The 20,265-nt window shown below is 36.8% G+C and carries 19 protein-coding genes; 3 read left to right on the top strand and 16 right to left on the bottom strand.

Annotated features, from left to right (window positions below; genetic code table 11):
• Positions 1-19: 19 nt before the first annotated feature.
• Positions 20-1,312 (bottom strand): protoglobin domain-containing protein, encoded by a 1,293-nt coding sequence (locus RE409_RS05365; protein ID WP_309558660.1) that lies wholly within the window; start codon positions 1,310-1,312, stop codon positions 20-22.
• A 534-nt stretch (positions 1,313-1,846) separates the two neighbouring features.
• On the opposite strand from RE409_RS05365, the gene RE409_RS05360 reads away from it, so the two are divergent.
• Entirely contained in the window at positions 1,847-2,602 is a 756-nt protein-coding gene (locus tag RE409_RS05360; protein ID WP_309558659.1) for a SurA N-terminal domain-containing protein, read from the top strand.
• A gap of 56 nt (positions 2,603-2,658) precedes the next feature.
• Here the strand turns inward: RE409_RS05360 and RE409_RS05355 are convergent, their stop codons facing one another.
• From RE409_RS05355 to RE409_RS05335, 5 genes are all read right to left on the bottom strand, one after another.
• Positions 2,659-2,853 carry an arsenic metallochaperone ArsD family protein gene (locus tag RE409_RS05355; protein ID WP_207196517.1) on the bottom strand — a complete coding sequence of 65 codons (195 nt, stop codon included), beginning with the start codon at positions 2,851-2,853 and terminating at the stop codon, positions 2,659-2,661.
• A gap of 91 nt (positions 2,854-2,944) precedes the next feature.
• Entirely contained in the window at positions 2,945-3,364 is a 420-nt protein-coding gene (gene arsC, locus RE409_RS05350) for an arsenate reductase (thioredoxin) (protein ID WP_201221890.1), read from the bottom strand.
• 33 nt (positions 3,365-3,397) lie between these two features.
• Positions 3,398-4,696, bottom strand: a complete 1,299-nt coding sequence (locus RE409_RS05345; protein WP_201221892.1) for an arsenic transporter — start codon at positions 4,694-4,696, stop codon at positions 3,398-3,400.
• An 18-nt stretch (positions 4,697-4,714) separates the two neighbouring features.
• Positions 4,715-5,062, bottom strand: a complete 348-nt coding sequence (locus RE409_RS05340; protein ID WP_201182281.1) for an ArsR/SmtB family transcription factor — start codon at positions 5,060-5,062, stop codon at positions 4,715-4,717.
• Between the two features lie 573 nt (positions 5,063-5,635).
• Positions 5,636-7,024, bottom strand: a complete 1,389-nt coding sequence (locus RE409_RS05335; RefSeq protein WP_201254299.1) for an aminotransferase-like domain-containing protein — start codon at positions 7,022-7,024, stop codon at positions 5,636-5,638.
• A gap of 115 nt (positions 7,025-7,139) precedes the next feature.
• On the opposite strand from RE409_RS05335, the gene RE409_RS05330 reads away from it, so the two are divergent.
• Complete coding sequence (locus RE409_RS05330) at positions 7,140-7,919, top strand: PhzF family phenazine biosynthesis protein (RefSeq protein ID WP_201182284.1); 780 nt, start codon at positions 7,140-7,142, stop codon at positions 7,917-7,919.
• A gap of 619 nt (positions 7,920-8,538) precedes the next feature.
• On the opposite strand, the gene RE409_RS05325 is transcribed toward RE409_RS05330, so the two are convergent.
• A complete protein-coding gene (locus RE409_RS05325; RefSeq protein ID WP_201182286.1) occupies positions 8,539-8,727 on the bottom strand; it encodes a hypothetical protein in 189 nt (62 codons plus the stop codon).
• Between the two features lie 1,193 nt (positions 8,728-9,920).
• Between RE409_RS05325 and RE409_RS05320 the strand changes: the two genes are divergently transcribed.
• Positions 9,921-10,247 carry an antibiotic biosynthesis monooxygenase family protein gene (locus tag RE409_RS05320; protein ID WP_057219446.1) on the top strand — a complete coding sequence of 109 codons (327 nt, stop codon included), beginning with the start codon at positions 9,921-9,923 and terminating at the stop codon, positions 10,245-10,247.
• 267 nt (positions 10,248-10,514) lie between these two features.
• Here the strand turns inward: RE409_RS05320 and RE409_RS05315 are convergent, their stop codons facing one another.
• The 9 genes from RE409_RS05315 to RE409_RS05275 all read right to left on the bottom strand — a co-directional run bounded on the left by RE409_RS05315 (position 10,515) and on the right by RE409_RS05275 (position 20,229).
• Entirely contained in the window at positions 10,515-11,930 is a 1,416-nt protein-coding gene (locus tag RE409_RS05315; RefSeq protein WP_201182288.1) for a SpoVR family protein, read from the bottom strand.
• Positions 11,931-12,142: 212 nt separating this feature from the next.
• Positions 12,143-13,222, bottom strand: a complete 1,080-nt coding sequence (locus RE409_RS05310) for a YkvI family membrane protein (protein WP_201221900.1) — start codon at positions 13,220-13,222, stop codon at positions 12,143-12,145.
• 169 nt (positions 13,223-13,391) lie between these two features.
• On the bottom strand, positions 13,392-14,501 hold the full coding sequence (gene menC, locus RE409_RS05305; protein ID WP_201221902.1) for an o-succinylbenzoate synthase: 1,110 nt from the start codon (positions 14,499-14,501) through the stop codon (positions 13,392-13,394).
• Positions 14,502-14,514: 13 nt separating this feature from the next.
• The gene (locus tag RE409_RS05300) at positions 14,515-15,309 is read right to left on the bottom strand and encodes a GNAT family N-acetyltransferase (protein WP_201221904.1); all 795 of its coding nucleotides are present in this window, start codon (positions 15,307-15,309) and stop codon (positions 14,515-14,517) included.
• Positions 15,299-16,456 (bottom strand): M20 peptidase aminoacylase family protein, encoded by a 1,158-nt coding sequence (locus RE409_RS05295; protein WP_180320452.1) that lies wholly within the window; start codon positions 16,454-16,456, stop codon positions 15,299-15,301. The genes RE409_RS05300 and RE409_RS05295 overlap by 11 nt, the downstream gene beginning before the upstream one ends.
• A 21-nt stretch (positions 16,457-16,477) precedes the next feature.
• Entirely contained in the window at positions 16,478-17,320 is an 843-nt protein-coding gene (locus tag RE409_RS05290; RefSeq protein WP_201249953.1) for a MurR/RpiR family transcriptional regulator, read from the bottom strand.
• Between the two features lie 208 nt (positions 17,321-17,528).
• Positions 17,529-18,410, bottom strand: a complete 882-nt coding sequence (locus RE409_RS05285) for a radical SAM/SPASM domain-containing protein (protein ID WP_053344729.1) — start codon at positions 18,408-18,410, stop codon at positions 17,529-17,531.
• Positions 18,411-18,891: 481 nt separating this feature from the next.
• Positions 18,892-19,212, bottom strand: a complete 321-nt coding sequence (locus RE409_RS05280; RefSeq protein ID WP_201182296.1) for a DUF3889 domain-containing protein — start codon at positions 19,210-19,212, stop codon at positions 18,892-18,894.
• Between the two features lie 48 nt (positions 19,213-19,260).
• Positions 19,261-20,229: a M14 family zinc carboxypeptidase gene (locus tag RE409_RS05275; RefSeq protein ID WP_201254298.1), complete on the bottom strand. Its 969-nt coding sequence runs from the start codon at positions 20,227-20,229 to the stop codon at positions 19,261-19,263.
• Positions 20,230-20,265: the final 36 nt, after the last annotated feature.

Here is a 20,265-nt window from a genome sequence, read left to right as displayed (position 1 = left end):
TGTCTATACCTCCATCAAATTACTTCATTTCTTGTGTAATCATGGTAAGGCTATCGGCAGATAAAGTTACTTCTTCAAATGCTTGACTTAATTCATTCACCACATTCACAAAGGAAACTAATTCATTTTCAATCTTGTCATTTTGGAATTTCGTTTCACCCATCGTTCTTAGTATTTGTTCAAAATGATTTTCCGTTTCTTTCATGCTTTCATTACCGTCTTTTACAGCCTCCCTAATGTTTTCGAGAGAGTGTGTTAATTTTCCAGCTTGAGCGTTCGTCTCTATGATTAAAGTGGATACGTTTGTTACTGACTTTTTAGTTTCTTCGGAAAGCTTACGAACTTCTCCAGCTACAACAGCAAAACCTTTTCCAGCGTCACCCGCTCGTGCTGCTTCAATTGCCGCATTTAGAGCTAATAAATTTGTTTGTTCGGCAATGCTTGTTACTATATTCACAATGACCTGCATCCTATTCGAAATTTCGAGCAATACCTCTACATCACCTGATATATCATTGACCGATTGATGGATATTCACCATCGTGTCATTTTGTTTGCTTAGCTGATTTTTCCCTTTTCCAGCTCGTTTTTCTGCTAGCACTGATAAGGCAGTCCCTTTGTTTGCAAGTGTAACAATTTCATGGGACTGAACCCTTAATTGTTGGAAGGATGCATTAGTCTCTTCGGAAATCGCCGCGAGGTTTTCTGAAGAATTTGCCACACGTTCCTTCATCCATTTTTTTTGCTCTTCGTCTTGTTCTCTCAATCTTTCCGTTTCAGAATCATACGCTTCCAGCACTAATTGTTGTTCCAGATTTAATAGTCTAGTTACAGCCTTTACAGCTAGAAAAGCTTCCACTCGATCTTCTATGTGTTCTTCAATGATAGTGGTAAGAGAAAGGAGAAGATCCTGAAAGGCACACATATACCATTTTGTTTTAAGTCCGATTTTGACATGAATCTGGGCAATCTGTATCCTTTTTTCGAAGTAGGTCTGATCAATAACACCATCAAACATCTCGGAAATATGTTTTTTAAGGGTTTTTCTTAATCGATCAATCGAGCTCTTATCATGGATGATGGTTAATAAGGAAGGTTCATTTTCTAAATTTTTATAAAATTCACTTACGATATCATCAATTTTCTCAATGACAATGGGTTGTAAACGGTTCATGATTCGAAGATCCTCTTTAGTTAGACCAATCATTTGCACTTGATTTTCAATCTCCGTCCCCCTAGGTATATCCAATTTAGCATTCCCTGCTATGTTAACTATATTTTCTTTTTGTGAATTGAATCTCTTAAAAAACAATGAACTTCCTCCTGAACTACAATCTAATTACCAGGTATATAATACCATAAATAACTTAGATACAGTAGTTACTTATATCCATATATATGACAATTCAAGGAATTTTCACAAAGTTTTCTGTTCTATCAAATAATAATTCTGAAATAGCTAATTAAAACGTTTCATTATTAAGTAGGATATGAAACTTTTTATCGGCTACTTAAATACAACCCCAGGCGTTTCTATATGTATCTTGTTATACAATCAGATCTTTGCTCTTAAAATAGTCTATGAAAGTCTCTGCTATGGATGGATCGAAATACTTTCCCCTTTTGTTCGTGTATGTTTGCCTTACTATCTCTTTTCAGCTTATTGAATCTATGAAGGGTAAATTGATTCAGTTTCCTAGAAAGTTGCACCTTTTATATGAGGTAATGCCTAAACTATCTTCCTGTTTTCTGGAAAAAAGAATGATTATATTGTGTTTTAAAGGGAAATTCATTTATAATTCGCATTAGATGATTTTTTAGTTTCGAAGACGAGAGGAGAACGGATATGAAGAAACTATTGTACCCTATCGTTATTGGATTATTGGCAGTTGTTTTAACAGCTTGTGGTTCGAACGATGAAGCTGATAAAAAAAATGACGAGAAAGAAACGGCTAAAACAACTGAGGATCAGCAAAAACAGATGGAAGAATTGCAGAAGAAACTAGAAAAGCAAAAGGTAGATGAAAAGAAAACAGTGGCCATCGTCAATGACGAGAAAATTTCAGGTGCGGAATATAATAACATGCTGTCTACGACACAAATGCAGATGCAACAATTGGGACAAGATCCAACCTCGAAGAAAGTAGCCGAACAAATTAAAGAGCAAACGATCAATTCTTTAGTGGGGCAAAGACTGCTGCTTCAAGCTGCTGAAAAAAAGGGCTACACAGCCTCCAAGGATGAAATCGAAAAACAACTTGCAGAAATGAAAGGCCGATACGAGAATGATGAGAAATTTAATGAAGCGATGAAACAAGCAGGGTTGAATTTGGAAAAGTTGAAAACTCAGATCGCTAAAGATATTCCGTATACGAAGTACGTTGATAAAGAGATTAAAGTAGAAGAAGCAACTGATGAAGAAATTGAAAAGTATTACGACCAGGTTAAGGAGCAAGCGAAGGCAAGTGGGCAAGAGGCACAGAAACTTGAAGAAATGAAGCCGCAAATCAAGAAGCTACTAGAGCAACAAAAGAAACAAGAAAAGCTTGTGAAACATGTGGAAGAGCTTCAAAAAGATGCTAAGGTTAAGATTAAAATTTAATTAAGAAGACAGCTGCCGAATTGAAGTGAACCAAAAAAGTTAGACAGTTTATTTAATTAGGCAGCCTCAAAGGCATGAACCCGGTAATCTACCGGGCTCATGCCTTTTAATTTTCCCTTGATTCGTTGATGATTGTAGTAATGGATAAAAGAATAAACAGCTGAAGCCACCCTTGTTAATTCAGGATCAATACTTGGCCCGCAAACACCGGTTGAACAACACATTGACGGATCAAAGTTTTCAACTTTCATCACTAGCTCATCTCCCCTCAATATATAATCATTTACTCATGCTATGGATAAAACGAAAGCCGAGAGATCACTCGCGGCTTTTCAATGTTATTTATACGCCTGTTTTAGAGAAACGTTCAATTCTTGCTCCAATTTCATCACGAACACGTTGGAAAGTAGCCCATTTTTCTTCATCTGTTCCTTCCGCTTTTGCTGGGTCATCAAAGCCCCAGTGTTCCCGTTTAACATGCGGTGGCGTCATTGGACATTTGTCTGCTGCATCACCACATAAAGTCACAACAAAATCTGCATTATTTAAAATGTCAGTGTCGATGATATCTGATGACTGATTGGAAATATCCACTCCAACTTCATTCATTGCCTTTACGGCATTTGGATTTAACCCATGGGCTTCAATTCCTGCACTAAGCACTTCCCATTCGTTTCCTAAATATTTCTTGCCCCATGCCTCTGCCATTTGGCTTCTGCAAGAGTTACCTGTACATAAAAAGTAAAGGGTTCTTTTAGCCATATTGTATCTCTCCTTTTAAAGTAAAGTAAGTGTTTAATGAATAATGAGCAACCATATATATAAGCCAACTAATGTGATGAACAATGTTGGAATGGTTAAGATGATTCCCGTTTTAAAGTAGGTTCCCCATGAGATTTTCACGCCTTTTAATGAAAGGACATGTAGCCACAATAATGTAGCCAAAGAACCAATCGGTGTAATTTTCGGGCCCAAGTCCGAACCTATGACATTTGCATAAATAAGGGCCTCCCTAATCACGACTGTTGTATTGGTGTCGGAAATGGCAAGGGCATCAATCATCACAGTTGGCATGTTATTCATAAGCGATGAGAGAATGGCGGCAATGAAGCCCATCCCAATCGTTGCTGAAAATAGCCCTTGATCGGCGGTAACTTGGATTAAATCCGTTAATACATTTGTTAATCCAACATTTCGTAGGCTGTAAACCACTACATACATGCCAATTGAGAAAAACACGATTGCCCATGGCGCGCCTTTAATAACGGTTTTCGTGTTGACCACTGGGCTCCTTCTAGCCATCATTAGAAAGAAAATAGCAACAATACCTGCAATAATGGATACAGGTACCCTAATAAATTCACTTGAAAAATAACCAATAAGTAAAATTCCTAGTACTATCCAAGACAACCGAAACATTCTTTGGTCTTGAATGGCTTCCACTGGTTTTTTAAGTTGTGATACATCATAATTTTTCGGAATGCTTTTACGGAAAAATAGATATAAAACCAAGATACTTGCTACAAGTGCAAAAAGATCTGGTACAATCATTCTTGATGCAAACTCGGCAAAACTGATATTGAAGAAATCTGCGGACACAATGTTTACAAGATTACTTACCACTAAAGGTAGTGAGGTTGTATCGGCAATAAAACCACTAGCTATGATAAATGGAAAAATCATTTTATCACTAAACTTTAAGGCACGAACCATTGCTAATACAATCGGTGTAAGAATAAGAGCTGCTCCGTCATTTGCAAAAAAAGCAGCCACAAGAGCACCCAGGACACTTACATAGACAAACATCCTTACTCCATTTCCCTTGGCCGCTCTAGCCATATGTAAAGCCGCCCATTCAAAAAAGCCTATCTCATCTAAAATAAGGGAGATAATAATAATGGCGATGAAGGCGAGCGTTGCGTTCCAGACAATTGATGTCACGTCTATGACATCTGTAAAATCCACCACACCCACAAGTAAAGCTAATACCGCTCCGCCACAAGCTGACCATCCAATCGACAATCCCTTTGGCTGCCAGATGACAAGTACGAGCGTTAATAAAAAGATGATAATTGCCAAAATAACTGAACCCACTGAAGTAGTACCTCCTAGTTAGTCACAACAAATTCGTTTTCCTTGTGCTGTTAATTCTTCTACTTTAAATGCTTGACTTGGCAAGTCCTTGATAACGGTTTGAATAAATGAGTAATACGAAGATGTTTGGTTTAACGAGTAAAATATCCATTGTCCTCTTCTCGCTTCATTCACAATTCCGCTATCTTTCAACTTACGTAAATGTTGGCTGATAGCTGGCTGGCTCATATCGAACAAGTCCACAAATTCACAGACACAACATTCATGCTCAGACATGATTTTAACCATGGTCAAACGTGTTTTATCACCTAGAAGTTTAAGAATGCTCGCAGCAATTTCTATATCCGCAGCTTCATTCGTTTGCATTTTACCCCTCCTCAACTAATTGTTAAATAATTATATACTTATATCTTAAAAACGATAAACTTCTACCGTCTCATTTCCTGATCATTATATAAGCATATTCTTATATATTCAAGTGAAAACTATATATCTTAAAATTTTTTACTTTAATCTTCTTGAAAGACCAGCCTGGTTTCAGATTGGTCTTCTGCTTTTATTCGCTACAAGAATTTTTTTAATTTCCAATTTCGCTAGAACAGGACTGCCACAGCACTCACAACTATTTCATCGATATCACCGATCGTGAATTCTTCTTCGTTTAGTTTTCTCACAAAAGTTATTTTATCGTTTGTTGGTTAAACTCCGTTAATATGAAATGGAGTTAGAATATTTATTCGCCCAGATTCCAATAATTGCTGAATTCTAATACCTAATAGAGTTGTATGGTGGGTTAGAAAACGACTGCTTGCCGGCTCGTGGAGCCCTTAAGCTTCAAATTCGGTAATTTGTCCTTTTTCTGTCATTCGAGATGATATTTAACCACTTCTAACGTGAGCCAAAACACCGCAAGTCAGTTCCTTTAAAATACATCATTTTTCATTCGATATTTAGTAAGAAATTCTTAAGTATGCAAAGCCCTTTCTCTAATTCATCAGAATCCTTGGCCGATGTCAGCGAAATACGAATAAACTGATCGGATTTATCATTTTTGACCAAAAAACGATGGGAATGATAAACATGAATACCATGTTCCAAAGCGTTCTGTTCAAACTGTTTCAGCTGATACTTTTGGCGCAACGGAAGCCAACGAAAGAAACTCAACGGGTTTTCGTTAGAATTTTCTTTTTGAAAATATTTTTGATAGAGAAGATTACGTTCTTTTGCAATTTCTTTCTTTTGCGAAATAATCTTCTCTGCACTGCCAGTATTGATCAACTCAGTTATAACTTCTGCATTTAATGAGGAGGTTTTTATATTGATATTGAAAATTCCGTGCGTGATTTTTTCGGCAAACTGATTAGCGTAGGCCAAAAATCCAACTCGCATTCCGGAGCTTAGTGATTTAGAGATACTTAAACTATAAACAAACCGTTCCGGTACAAAATGTGAAATCGGTAAATAGCCTTGCGGTGCGAGGAAAGAAAATATGTCATCTTCCATTAGTATAAGGTTGTGTTTATTTATGACCTTTGCTATATCTTTTCTTCGATTCATATCCATAATGATAGCAGTCGGATTATTACAGGAAGGAATTAAATAGATCCCCTGCAAATGATTAGCCCTGCATATGGCGTCTAACCGTTCTGGTAACATTCCAAAGGTATCTCCTTCTACTGGAACTAAATGAATATTAAGCATATTCGCCAATTCTATAAAATTAGGATAAGTATACGTATCCACCGCAATTTTATCCCCGGGATTGAACAGGGACATTAAAATCAGTGTAAGGGAATTTTGCCCCCCTGAAGTTATCGCGATATTTTCAACAGATATATCCATGTTAAAACGCTCCATCCACTTTTTGGCTGCCATTCTATGATAAGGCATGCCTAATGGGTGTCTGTAATCCAATAATTTTTCCAAATAATTTTTAGTGACAATTCTTTTAATCGTTTCTGCTACTAATGCATTTGAGCAATCAAGTGGTTCTATAATACCCATCTCTATGAAACTCTTATTCTCTTCGCTATCTGCCATGAAAATAGCATTTCCCACATTAGGAGCGACAAAGGTTCCACTTCCGGTAACAGCGTAAATTAATCCTTTAACTTCACATATTTTAAAAGCTCTGGTTACTGTACTAAGATTAATATCAAGATAATCTGCTAGTTCTCTTTGAGGCGGAAGTTTGGTATTAGGTGATAGGTAGCCATTGAGAATATCATATTCTAATAAGCTTGCAATGGATCTATATATTGGAGAAGCAAGCTGTTTCTTATCTGGTTTCCACGTCATGGGGTAATTTTCAAATGAATTTACAGGCATATTGAGCCTCCAGATAATTGTATTGCATACAATAATATCATTGAAAGCATACAATTACGATGATAAAGTAATTTTGTAAATATGAGTTTTAGATAAAGACAAGGAGGTTATTAGAATGAAATATTACGTGGTAGACGCGTTTGCTGAAAAAGTGTTTGAAGGAAATCCTGCTGGTGTCTGCATCATGGAAGAATGGTTGTCGGATGATACTATGCAGAAAATCGCTACTGAAAACAACCTTTCTGAAACAGCATTTGCTGTGAAAGAGGGTGAAAGCTACAGATTAAGATGGTTTACGCCGGCAGACGAAATTGAACTCTGTGGCCACGCTACTTTGGCAACGGCTTATGTAATTGCCAACTATTACGAAAATAATGTGGAGGAAATCAAGTTTCAAACAATGAGTGGTGAACTTGTTGTATTAAAAAAAGATGAACTTTACGAAATGGATTTTCCAAGCAGGATGCCAGAAGAATTTCCTCTAACAGATCAAATAGTCGAAGCTCTTGGTGTTAAGCCTATAGAAACCTATCTGGGCAGAGATTTGATGTTAGTATTGGAAAAGGAAGAGGATGTTCAAAATGCCTCCCCTGACTTTTCTAAGCTAGAAAAATTGCCGGATGGTTTGGGCGTTTCAATCACGGCGAAAAGTAATAAATACGATTTTGTTTCTAGATCCTTTTTCCCAAATCTCAAGGTGAATGAAGACCCTGTTTGTGGTTCTGCACATTGTAATTTCATTCCTTACTGGGCAAAACGTCTTGGTAAGAATGAAATGGTAGCAAGACAGCTTTCCAAACGCGGAGGAACATTATACTGCAAATCTTCGGGAGATAGAGTGAAAATCAGTGGGTCCGCAGTTTTATACGCTATTGCTGATCTACAGATACGTTGAGAAATGAGGTTAACTTTTTAATAGAAATGGAACGAAAAATCGAAGAATCCGATAGCTGGGCTATTTTAACTGTTTTACTTTGGGGATTATTCGTTTTTGACCAGTTATTTAGTTTGCTAGGTTTCATAATGTCAATTTCCATATTTTACCTCCAACACTAAGCCGACCACTATAACAAATATTGTGGTTGGTAATCCTCTTAGTAGATTTCATTAGTTCAGTTATTCCTTTACATAGAATGGTTAGTTGATTATTAAATTTTGTAGTGCTAGCTGGAACAATCATTTTTCTCAATTAGCTACTGTAAAAGCCTATATCCCTTTTACTTTATCTCTTCTGAGTGAATTACCCCTCTTTTTCCAATGTCTCATTGCAGAAGTATTTACTTCAGCAAGCTAATTTTCTCTTTTTTGGTGTGAAAAAACAGTAAATGAAATCTAAGGTTAGCGCATTGGACATTGTTGTCCAGCAACCATTTCCCACAGCTCGATCATGTCATAAAAAACGCAGCTTACACCCCCCATCGACTTCCTGTGTCCGTAGAACTCATCATATATTCTAGCGAGGGTTCGACTAATAAGCGATCGAGGAGTGTTTTTATCGGACTAAAACCCCATATCTAGTTTCTCTTAACCAATTTCTCTATTAACCGACCAACAGGTATTGAAAAGAAGTCCAATGCTCTGTAAAAAAGACCACGAACGCATATGATTACGAAACCGATTAGCCCTGCTATCAGAGTAACGGTTATTAATTCGATTAAGTTGCCCGATGATTCTTGAAACATTTTCAACATCCATTCTTTCATCCCAAAGTCCCCCTATTTTACTTTCGATTCACAAATGAATAGCGAACTGTAAGGAAGCATTAACAGATTGCTTTTAAACACCGTTGCAATAATAGTCAACGTTAGTTTTATTCTTTTCGAATAACTTAGTTAAACGGGTAATATCATCCCACTTGGCACGCACATATACATCTTTTGTTATCCATAAGTGTATGTATCTCCTCTAGCTTTCCATCCAGTATTAATGAATATCGGGCGGGCTACTCTCGACATAGCATTGCGCCAATATCCGTACATATAGCAAGGAAGCCCCCGCACTTGCATTTGCTGTTGTATAGCGATTCTCTAAACGTTTTAATCAATCATTCATATGATTTTTGAAAACGTCTGGGAACTACTTTTACGAGCTGCTAACGTTAATCAGCCCCATAGTTTATATATTTCGTTGCTGTATTGTAGAGTATGTTCTGATTATTCTTTAGATTAAAATCTTTACATCAGTGTTTCAAAATCAGGCTTACATTGTTGATGATTTCACCGTCTAATATTGTTCCAAATGGAATATTTACATGGATTAATATGAAATTTAGTTGTGACCTCGAGCTCACTTATGAAATCATCGTCCTCGAAGGATATACTCTGTTTTGTTGCAATTAACATTGGAGAAATAAACAAAGTTACCACATCTAGTCCATCTTATCACTTCAAGCTCATTGATTTTATGGTAAATGTTGTTAATTTTTCCGAAACACTATTTTATATAAAAAGAAAAACACGGAAGAGTTATTCGCCCGTGAATTCCGTCCCCCCCATGTTTGGTTGTATGAATAGCCGTTGAAGTAAATTTCCAAATCGTGAAACATTCGGTAATAATTACAACTCCACTCGTAATGTTGTTTACCGTCCTTTGTGAAACGCCTTCTTTGTTACTATTTATTCAACAATAAAGAAGATCTATTCTTAACTATCACCAGGGGTTAACATAGTAATTTGTTCTTCACACATTAAAGAGCCTTGATGGTTTCTGCTAAAGGGGGTACCATGTTGTTCATATTTCGTAGAGATCATCTGGGGGAATAGTACATTCATTAGTTGTGGCAGCCTTTTTCTTATGCCACAAACAGGGCAGGTTAATTAAACAAAAATACCAGAAATTATGTTAAAATTCAGAAGATATAAATGTCTCAATATTCAATTTATTAGGAGGACAAGAAATGAGTGGGATTGCAAAAACTCTTCAACCACCGTATTATGCAGTGATCTTTTCTTCACAGCGAACGGAAGGTGACAATGGTTATGGAAAAATGTCAGACAAAATGGAAGAGTTAGCTTCTCAACAGCAGGGTTTCTTAGGCGTGGAAAGTGCTCGAGATGAGGGGCTAGGAATCACTGTGTCATACTGGGAATCTCTAGATGCAATAAAGAATTGGAAGGAACATTCAGCACATAAAGTTGCACAAGACAAAGGTAAAACAGAATGGTATAAAAATTTCGCAGTTAGAGTTTGTAAAGTGGAGCGAGATAACCTTTTCGAAATGTAATGATAAATAAATATTGTACATCTTCAGTTAACGGGGACTTTACCTCAATTAAGGAGGTTGCTGCGGCAACCTTTTCTTATTCAACAAAAAAGGAAGAATCGCCTTACAAATAACGTCTTTTTTTGCTTTGAATCATTAAGAAAAAAATCAGCAGGATAATTAAGTAACTTGGACACAGAGAAATCAAGTCACTTCATCAGTGTGGAAAGTATTGAATTTTGAAACTAAACCAAAAAAACTGCCGATTACTCAGCAGTTCATTCTTCCTTATAAATACTTCCGATGAATACTTTTTCCATCATAGGAAAACAGGACTTCTTTTCCTTCCATGACCGATTCCATATGCACGGAACGTCCCCAGAGCTGATGGATATACGGCATGACTTTTTCAAGATATTTCAGGTCCAATTCAATACCCTCGTACCAATGTTTTAAGTAAAGTTCACCATTCCGCATGTAGTCGCCGTCATTTACTGTGATATATGGGAATCCTCCGTTCACTCTCATACTGACGAGCTGATCGCGAACTTGCTCCCACGCTTTGTCGACAATTTTATAATCCTTGCCCTGCTTCTGGAATAAATACATATCCTCCCGCATAACCAGGTCTTTCGTCAAATAATTGCGCAGAAAGGATATATCCGATTCAATTTCCCTGACTTCGAACATCTTTTCCCTACCGGATCCAGGCTTAACGCCAAGTCTTATCATTTCTTCGGTTGGATTATCATAGCGTTCTTCAATATCTTCAAGCACCTTCAGCCCAAGGTAATAAGGGTTAATGCTGGTTCGTGATGGTTGAACAACACCTGCATTCAATTTGGCAAATTCAATTGCTTCACCTGAAGATAAATCCAATTCACGGATAATGCGCTGATGCCAGTAGGATGCCCAGCCTTCGTTCATGATTTTCGTTTCGAGCTGTGGCCAGAAATACAGCATCTCTTCCCTAATCATTGTCATGATATCCCGCTGCCAATCTGCTAAATCCCTACTGTACTGCTCAATGAAAAGCATAATATCCTTCTCAGGCCTCGGAGGAAATTTTTTCCGACCTTTCACGTTAGATTTCTTTGGCTTATCCTTATTATCAAGGTTCCATAAATCATCGTATTGAGTCGCTGCAGGCTTTATTTCCTCTTCTTCTTCCTCATCCTCCATCGTCCAGGCAAGCTTTGGTCTCATAAGTGACGGATCGATATGTTCTTCGATAGCCAAAAGAGCATCGAGGAATGTTTCTACTTCCTTTTTGCCATGCAGAATTTCATATTCTCGAATTCTTTCTGCCGTGGCCGACATACTTTCTACCATATCTCTCTTTGTGTTATTGAAACGAACATTATTTTTAAAGAAATCACAATGCGCCAAAACGTGGGCAACAATCAATTTATTTTGCACAAGTGAATTGGAGTCAAGAAGAAAAGCATAACAAGGATTAGAGTTAATAACCAGTTCATAAATCTTACTTAATCCAAAATCATACTGTAGCTTCATTTTATGAAACTGCTTTCCAAAACTCCAATGAGAATAACGAGTTGGCATCCCATATGCACCAAATGTATAAATAATTTCTGAAGGACAAATTTCATAACGCATCGGGTAAAAATCCAACCCGAACCCAGTTGCTATTTCTGTAATCTCACTAATGGCATATTCCAGAGCCTTTTGCTCCGCTTCATTCATCCGATATCCCCCTTGTCTTCCGCCTTTATCCTAATGTATGAAAAAAAGGCGGAAAAATGCCGTAATCACGTTTAAAGGTTCATCGTTAATAGAAAAAAACATCTCCATAAAGCGAAGATGTTAGGAATATATTTAGAAATAAACTCTTTTTTCATTATCAATGTTATTTAATTCAGGGAACGATATTGTAATCAGTTAAATCCCCTTCACTTTTAATACTTCACGAAGTCTGCATTTACTGCTCTTTTTTTCGATTTTGAGCGAACCCAAGAAACAATAAGCGCTGCTATAATTACAAAACCTAAATATCCTGTAACTGGGTATACGGTTCCAACCAATTTAATGAATCCTACGAAACTAGCAAGGAAAGCCAGTATCCCTACAACAATTACTGAAATTTTGAAGATTTTTGTTTCGGATGGAACAAATCTAGCAGTAAAAGCATAAAGCATTCCAACTGAAGTGTTGTAAATCATCCCCAAAAGTACAATTGATAGTATATAACCCAACCATGGAGAAATTTGATTGGCTAATATTAGAGTGGGCATTCCTGCACCTTCAATGCCTTTTAAATCAGATATCATTCCCATATTGATCAAGAATAATAATATTCCTAAACCGATTCCACCTAAAATACCGCCCATACCTGCCTCTTTCTTATTCTTAAACGTACCACCCATTACGGCTAACATTGCAATTCCAGCAGCCATATTATAGGAAACATACAGTAATGAACCCATAATCCAATTTCCAGTTGCTGCTGTTTCTTTACTAGAGGAAGAAATGATCTCATTAAAACTAAGATCAGATGTAAAGAATGAGTAACCCGAAATAATAATCATGATGATAAATAAAAACGGTGTGACTGCACTAATGATAGACATAATTTTATTAACATTAAGTAAGAGAGTTCCAATGGTAAGTACTGTCATCACTACAGCTCCTACTACACTTGGAATGCCAAATTGTTCTTCAAAAATAGTGCCAGAACCTGCAATCATAATGACAGTTACACCAAATAAGAAAAACGTGATCATAACATCAACCACTCTACCTAAATAACGACCACAAATATGATCGATTATACTTTTATGAGAGCGTGTTTGAAGGGCACAGCCCAACTGTGTAACCTGCATACCTAGAAAAGCAAATAATACAGTTGCTACTATAATTCCCAATACACTGTAGATTCCAAAGCTCGTAAAGAATTGCAATACTTCTTGTCCTGAAGCAAATCCTGCTCCGATGATAATTCCAATATATGCACCTGCAAGATTTACACTGTTTTTCATATGAATTCCACCTTAATTAAATGATTATTCTGACAATTTAGTGTACACGAAACATTTCCCCATTCAATTCTACCCGTTTTTTTCATTAATAACTTTCCAGCTTCAGCGTTTTTACGATAAGGTTATTCACATCGCTCGCGAAGCTGGAATACTAAAACTGCTTAATTACTCATTTGGTATATCTTTTACTATAAGAAGTAAATTCATCGACAGTTGCGTAATCGACTTTAAAGCCAATACCAGCCGTCTTTGGAACAATAATGACTCCATCTTCCACTGTAACCTCGGGTTGAATGATGTCTTTATGCCAATAATTTGCCGATGCTGCCGTATCACCAGGCATTGTGAAATTATCAAGTGTTGTTAATGCGATATTATGGGCACGTCCGATACCTGATTCCAACATGCCTCCACACCAAACCGGTACATTTCGTTCTTTACATAAATCATGAATTTTCTTTGCTTCCGTTAAGCCGCCTACTCTTCCGATTTTAATATTGATGATTTTGCAACTTCCCAACTCAAGAGCTTTTCGTGCATCTTCTACGGAGTGTATGCTTTCATCCAAGCAAATCGGTGTTTTGATTTGCGCTTGTAATGTCGCATGATCCACAATATCATCAGATGACAAAGGCTGCTCGATCATCATTAAATCAAATTGATCGAGTTGTTTCAGTAACTCGATATCTTTCAAACGATAGGCAGAGTTTGCATCTGCCATAATCGGTACATTAGGATATTGCTTGCGTACTTCCCTGATTACATCTACATCCCAACCTGGTTGAATTTTGATTTTGATTCTTTTATAACCATCTTTCAAGCCGTTTTCAATTTTCTTAAGTAAATCAGCTACTGTTTCTTGTATTCCTATACTTATGCCTACATCAATTTTATCCAGTTCTCCGCCTAAAGCTGTACTTAATGGGATATTCTTTTCTTTTGCGTATAAATCCCAGATAGCTCCCTCGATTGCCGATTTTGCCATATTATTTTTACGAATATGTGAGAACATTTCCGATACCTCACTCGGATGTTCTAATTCTTTATCCAACACAAGCGGGATCAGGAAATCTTCCAGCATAATCCAATTAGTTTTAATTGTTTCTTCGTTATACCAAGGAGCTCCAAACGCGACTGATTCACCCCATCCTGAAAGTCCCTCTTCATTTTTCACTTCCACTAGGATAAACTCTTTATCTACAAATGTTCCAAAACTAGTTGTAAATGGAGCAGTCAAATCCATATTCAAATGACGTAAACGCACTTCTTTTATTTTCATCTCTATTCTCCTCTTATTCTGTTTTTTTTAATAAGTAGTTTTGGATGTTTTCACCTTGTTTTCGTTCAATTCCTACTACAACATACCCTTTGGAAAAAAGCGTTTGGAATAGTTCACTTGTTTTTACACGCCAATCAATTGCAAGGGAAAGATTTTCTTTTTTTATTTTTTGAATTTCCGTTGGAATGGGTATAGCCACGATTTCCGCAGTTGTTTCCAAACTATAATCTTCGATGAACGGAAAGCCTTGCTTATTCATTTCCGTCGTTACGATATGCGTCGCTTTATCAGTAAGTTGATCATCGCTCCCAGTTTCTTGCTCTAAATTCCATTCCACCATGAAACGATCAGTGGACAGTCCTTCATTAAGTTCGCCTTTAAGCTCCCCATAACAATCTTCCATATATGTACGGCAAACCGCTTTTAGTTTACCGATATTCAAGTTAGCATTCACACTTTCCAATGGATCATATGTCCAGGTAATTAAATGATAGCCTTTTTTAAGTGCTTCTTCTTTTTGTGCCAATTTAAGTAATCTACCGTATCCCTTCTTTTGATGTTCGGGATGGATAGCTAGCAAATGTGAGCAAAGAAAAACCTTTCCATCCTTAAATCCAGGGAAACTGTATTGAAAACCTACTAATTGATTATCGATGTAACCACCTAAAATAATGCCACCGTTTTTGACTGCTGTAAGCGTTTGATGGGTAGGGACACAATCCATGCCCCATACGAGAATTTCAAGTTGCTGCACTTCTTGTAAATCTTCTAGAGTAGATAAAGATTTAATGATTAATTCATTTGTCATATCGTCGTTCCCCCTCACCATATTTTTCAAAAGTAAGAATGATCGCTTTCGTTAGAATTTCAATTCCGGATAGCAAAGCTTCTTTATTGAATGTCATATTCGGATGATGTAGACCTGGTGTCAAATCACAGCCTAACCCAAGCATCGTCGCTTTGATTTCTGGTTTTTTTAATGTATAAAAATGAAAATCTTCTCCTCCAGTTGTAATAACTGGAGCTACTAAATTTTCTTTCCCTAGAGTATCTGCAATAGCTTCAGCCATTATTTCTTGAGCTTGGTTGTTCACAATTGCAGCAGCTACATTAGCTCCCGACTCCAGATTAATTTCAACTCCATTTGCGACGGCCAAAGCTTCTGCAACTTTTTCCACTCTTTTGGTAAGGTCTTTCATTACTTCATTATCCTGAGCTCTTAAATCCAATGAAAATGTAGCTTTCCCTGGAATGATATTGGAACTTTCGCCACCTGCAAAAAACTGTGTCATTTTTGCTGAAAAAGGTATGGATGGATTGAGATGGATATTGTTTAACAATGTAACGAATGATGCTCCTATTTCAATAGCATTTTGCCCCTGGTGCGGTCTAGCTCCATGTGCATCTGTCCCTACTATTTCTCCTTTAATAAACTGTGCAGCTCCATGAACAATTGCTGGTGCCGCCTGTCCATCTTTCACTTCCTCCGCTGGTCTTAAGTGCACACCATAAAGAAAATCAACATCATCCACTACTTTTTCGTCAATCATCTTTAATGCACCCGTACCTTTTTCTTCAGCAGGTTGAAAAATGAATTTCAGTTTTCCTTTGGGTTGAAAGTTCATTTCCTTCAATACCAGGAAAACTCCAAGAGCCAAAGTCATATGCCCATCGTGTCCACAGGAATGATTGGCCTGAAACGACCCATGCACTTCTTGCCAAAGTGCATCAATATCTGATCGTAATCCGACAGTGAAACTTCCATTCCCGATTTCTCCAATTACGCCCGTACAATCTTTAAATTTTTTCACAGAGCACTGATTTTCTTTTAAAACATTCGAAATGAATGCTGTAGTATTCACTTCATTCCAACTTGTTTCAGGATGAGAGTGTAAATGGTCAAATATTTCGATAATACGAGGTCTTAATTTTTCAATTGATTGTGTTATATCCATTTCTTTCTCCCCTTTTTTCTGTTAAAAGAAAAAATCGTCATCTTGATTGAACGCATCATACATAGCCTTTCTTTCTTTAAATCCCTGCGCGTCTTTAATCGATACACCTGCTACTAAACTATTTAATAATGAGAATAGAACAGGTGCAGTATCGATAGTGGAAGTTCTAGGTGCTGAAATGGGCAATAAAACGTCCGTAAACTCCGCAATTGGAGCCAATTCAGAATCGGTAACTCCGATTACAAATGCACCCGCTTGTTTTGCCATTTCCGTAATTTTCACAGTTTCTTTCACATAACGATGAAATGAGATTGCTACAAAAACAGAATTTTCAGTTATTTTGTTTAGTTGTAAAAAAATATCATCTGTATCCGGTCTATATAAATGGACTTCTTCCCTTACAAGTCTAAGCGTAAAAGTTAACCAATGCGCCGCTGAAAATGATAAACGATGTCCGGAAATTAATACTTGGTCGGCTGCCGCCAATTTATCGACTGATTTTGTAAAATCATCATTTGATAGATTTTTTATTGTTTTTTCGATACTGACGATATCTTTCTGCATTACTTGTGCCATGAAGTTTGGCTGATTCGCAACTTCTAGTTTAGAAGAATGATATTCATTCAGGCTACTCTCGAATATTAATTGATTACGAATAAGTTTTTGAAGTTCCGCAAATCCACTTAACCCTAAAGAATAACAAAAGCGAATGATCGTTGTTTCACTCACCCCTATATCCTTCCCTAACTTTTGAGCTGAGCTGACTGCAAATGTATGTGAATGAACTAACAAGTAATTTGCGACCTTTTTTTGGCCAGTAGATAATCCAGGGAATACCTCTTTAACTTTTTGCTGCAAATCCATAAAACCTTCCCCTTACAGACAAAATATGAATCCAAAACTTTTTTTATTACTATATGAAGTTTTCACTTCATTTATAATAGAGAATATTTTATCATGGGCATTTTAATAAAACAACAATATTCAGAATTTTTAATAAAAAAACCTAAATAAATATAAAACATTAGTCAAAAAAAAAACCACGAAGATTCTCCGTGGTTTTCATTACCTCTTATTTTTTATGACGCTTTGCATAGCCACATCGTTTGCATAGTTCTTCTACTGCACATCTTCTCGAAAAACCATCAAACATATTTTTAGCCCGTTCACCATTTATAATTTCTTCAAGAGATGATTCAAATATATTCCCCAGTGGAATTTTCCCTTCACTATCCAAACAGCAAGGAACAACTGTACCGTCCACTAAGATACCTAGCTGGTCTCTTAGAGCATAACAGAAAATATTCTCATCGATAATGTCGCGGTCCAATTCTGGCCATTCAAATTTTTCAGCCATATTTATATAAACACGGTCCTTCAGTTTAATATTATTCTTATCCTGAAGAGCTTCACTTAATCGAATATCCAACGAAAGCTTCTCCTCCAACATACTGAGAATATCATCGTTTAGACCATTACTCGCCTTAAGCTCATCCGTATCCATATTCCATAATCGAATTGCGCAGATCATTTCACTTGTTTCGTTTGCCTCATTAATAAAGTCAGCAATATTACTCACATATGAGTCTAGACTATTACTCGTATCATTCGCTTCAAAGCTATGAAGTGAAATATTCACCTGACGAAGTGCTTTTTTGGAAAGCAGCTTTTCTTTAACCTTTTGAATCAAAGTACCATTCGTTGTTATATTCACTTTCAGATCATGTTCGGCACTAATATCCAAGAAAGTTCCTAAATCTTTATTTAAAAATGGTTCACCCATCAGGTGAAAATAAATATGATCGGTGTGTGGTTTGATTTTCTCAATAACATGAGTAAAACCATCCGGATCCATAAACTTCAGTGTCCTCTGCAAGCTAGAACTAGGACAAAAATTACATTTCAAGTTACATATATTCGTAATTTCTACATAAACTTTCTTAAACTTTCTCATTATAAAATACCCCTAAAGTCATGCTATATTGTCAATCTGATTCTAACTATACGTGTTAGCGGCTCATAAATGCAATGAAAAGTTAATTGTAGCGGTACAAAGGGTGAAATTAAAATCACAATTATGTAAACTTATTATATATTTGATTTCATTTACCAATTACCCTTTCATTCAAGGTTCCAAAAATCCCCTGATTGAGTCAATCATGGCTTAATTTCCTCATTTCACTTCCTCATCACCTATAGATCTTTTGTATTTTTTATAAAATCAACGGATAGATCTGATTTCATTTTCAGGCCATGATTCCACTAAGGTCATTTTCCAGATCCTTATGCTCTGCACTTTTATCCGATATTCCCTAGTCTTCTTTTCCTAATGTGGGAAGGCGGAAAAGTTCCGTGATTAATTGTTCAACGTTAATAGAAAAAACATCCTCAAAAACCGAAGATGTTAGGTAATACTAAAATATATTGGAGTAAATTTACTTTTCCTTCTGTTCTGTGACCTTTAAACTAAGTAATTTTTCATTGGTAAGATCATGTTGGACTGCCACAGTGACTTTGAATTTATTGCCTTTCTCCACGACTAAGAAACTAAAATCGTCTTCCACCTGATTTTCCCCTATTGTTTTTCTTCCCTTATATTCATAATCAGTAATCTCAACTTCAGGGTAATCGGCCTGTACGACGGCGATTGCAATCTTTCCGTATTTTTCGTAATCTGGTTTTTGGGCATGTGTTGATATGGAACCAAATTGTAAAATTACAAGAAGTCCTAAAATCATCATGATGACTTTTTTCAAAACCATTTCCTCCTCATACATCCTGTTAGTTTTATTATGTTAAATTGTTCATTTGTTATGCAGCTTGTTCGCTTCTTTTACAAGCATAATCCCAACTAACCGGTTCCGTTTCCATTCCTCAGGAAATACAGAAAATGGGGGATTGGTTTCATCCACCAAATAACTAAGTTCAATTGTCATTCCCGGGCGCTTGAACTCGGTTATGAACCAATCCGTAAATCCGCTGCCTACAGCCTCCTTTTCCGGAAAGGTCAGTTCATAACCTGTTAATTCTGCTGTTTTTTTCGCAATGCCATAATCCCTCGCCATATTCTCTCTCTTATTTTTATAATGCCAGAAAATTTCCCGGCCGGATGTATGATAGGACACCGCAATTGTGGGATCAACTTTCTTCGTAAAATCCGCAAGCGCTTTAACCTCTGTAGCTTCTAGCGGTTGTTCCCCTTTATAAAATTGATAAGTAGGTTTTTTTGCATCACTCATTACTTCTTCCCACCCAATCGGATATTGCCTGTTTAAATCAATCCCTTTTGCGTTGGCCTTCCACCGCGACCAATTCGTACTATATCGATTCATTCTCCAGACCCCTGCTTTTTCAAGGAAATTCAAATTTGATAAATCTCCTTGTTGAATGCTGACTCCATCAGGATTCAGCATCGGGATAAACCAGATGCTCACTTCATCCAATAAACCTGAAGGAAACCCGCCTATTGGTTTGCCCGCTTGATAGGCTGCTGCATAATCTTTTAGCATAGTCATCAACAGGATAGAGCTTAGCCATTCTCGCCCATGATGTGAGCCTACTAGTAAGATGGATTTTTTCCCTTTCCCTAACTTGACTGCTTTTATATATTTTCCTTTTTCCGTTTTTCCAATTTTTTGGACTTCGAATTTATACTGATTCTGAATTTCTTGTAGGTCCTTTTCCATTTGTCCAGGTGAATACACCTGTTCTGCGCGTGGTGCTTCAGGAAAAAAAAGAAGACCAATCAATACTATTAAGATTATCTTTCTCATGTTCTCACCTTTTAATTTTATTCAGGTAAAAAGCAA

Source organism: Peribacillus sp. R9-11, from assembly GCF_031345095.1.
GTDB lineage: Bacteria > Bacillota > Bacilli > Bacillales > DSM-1321 > Peribacillus > Peribacillus butanolivorans.
Note: the sequence above shows the minus strand (reverse complement) of the source record. Positions and strands in the feature narration are given on the sequence as shown.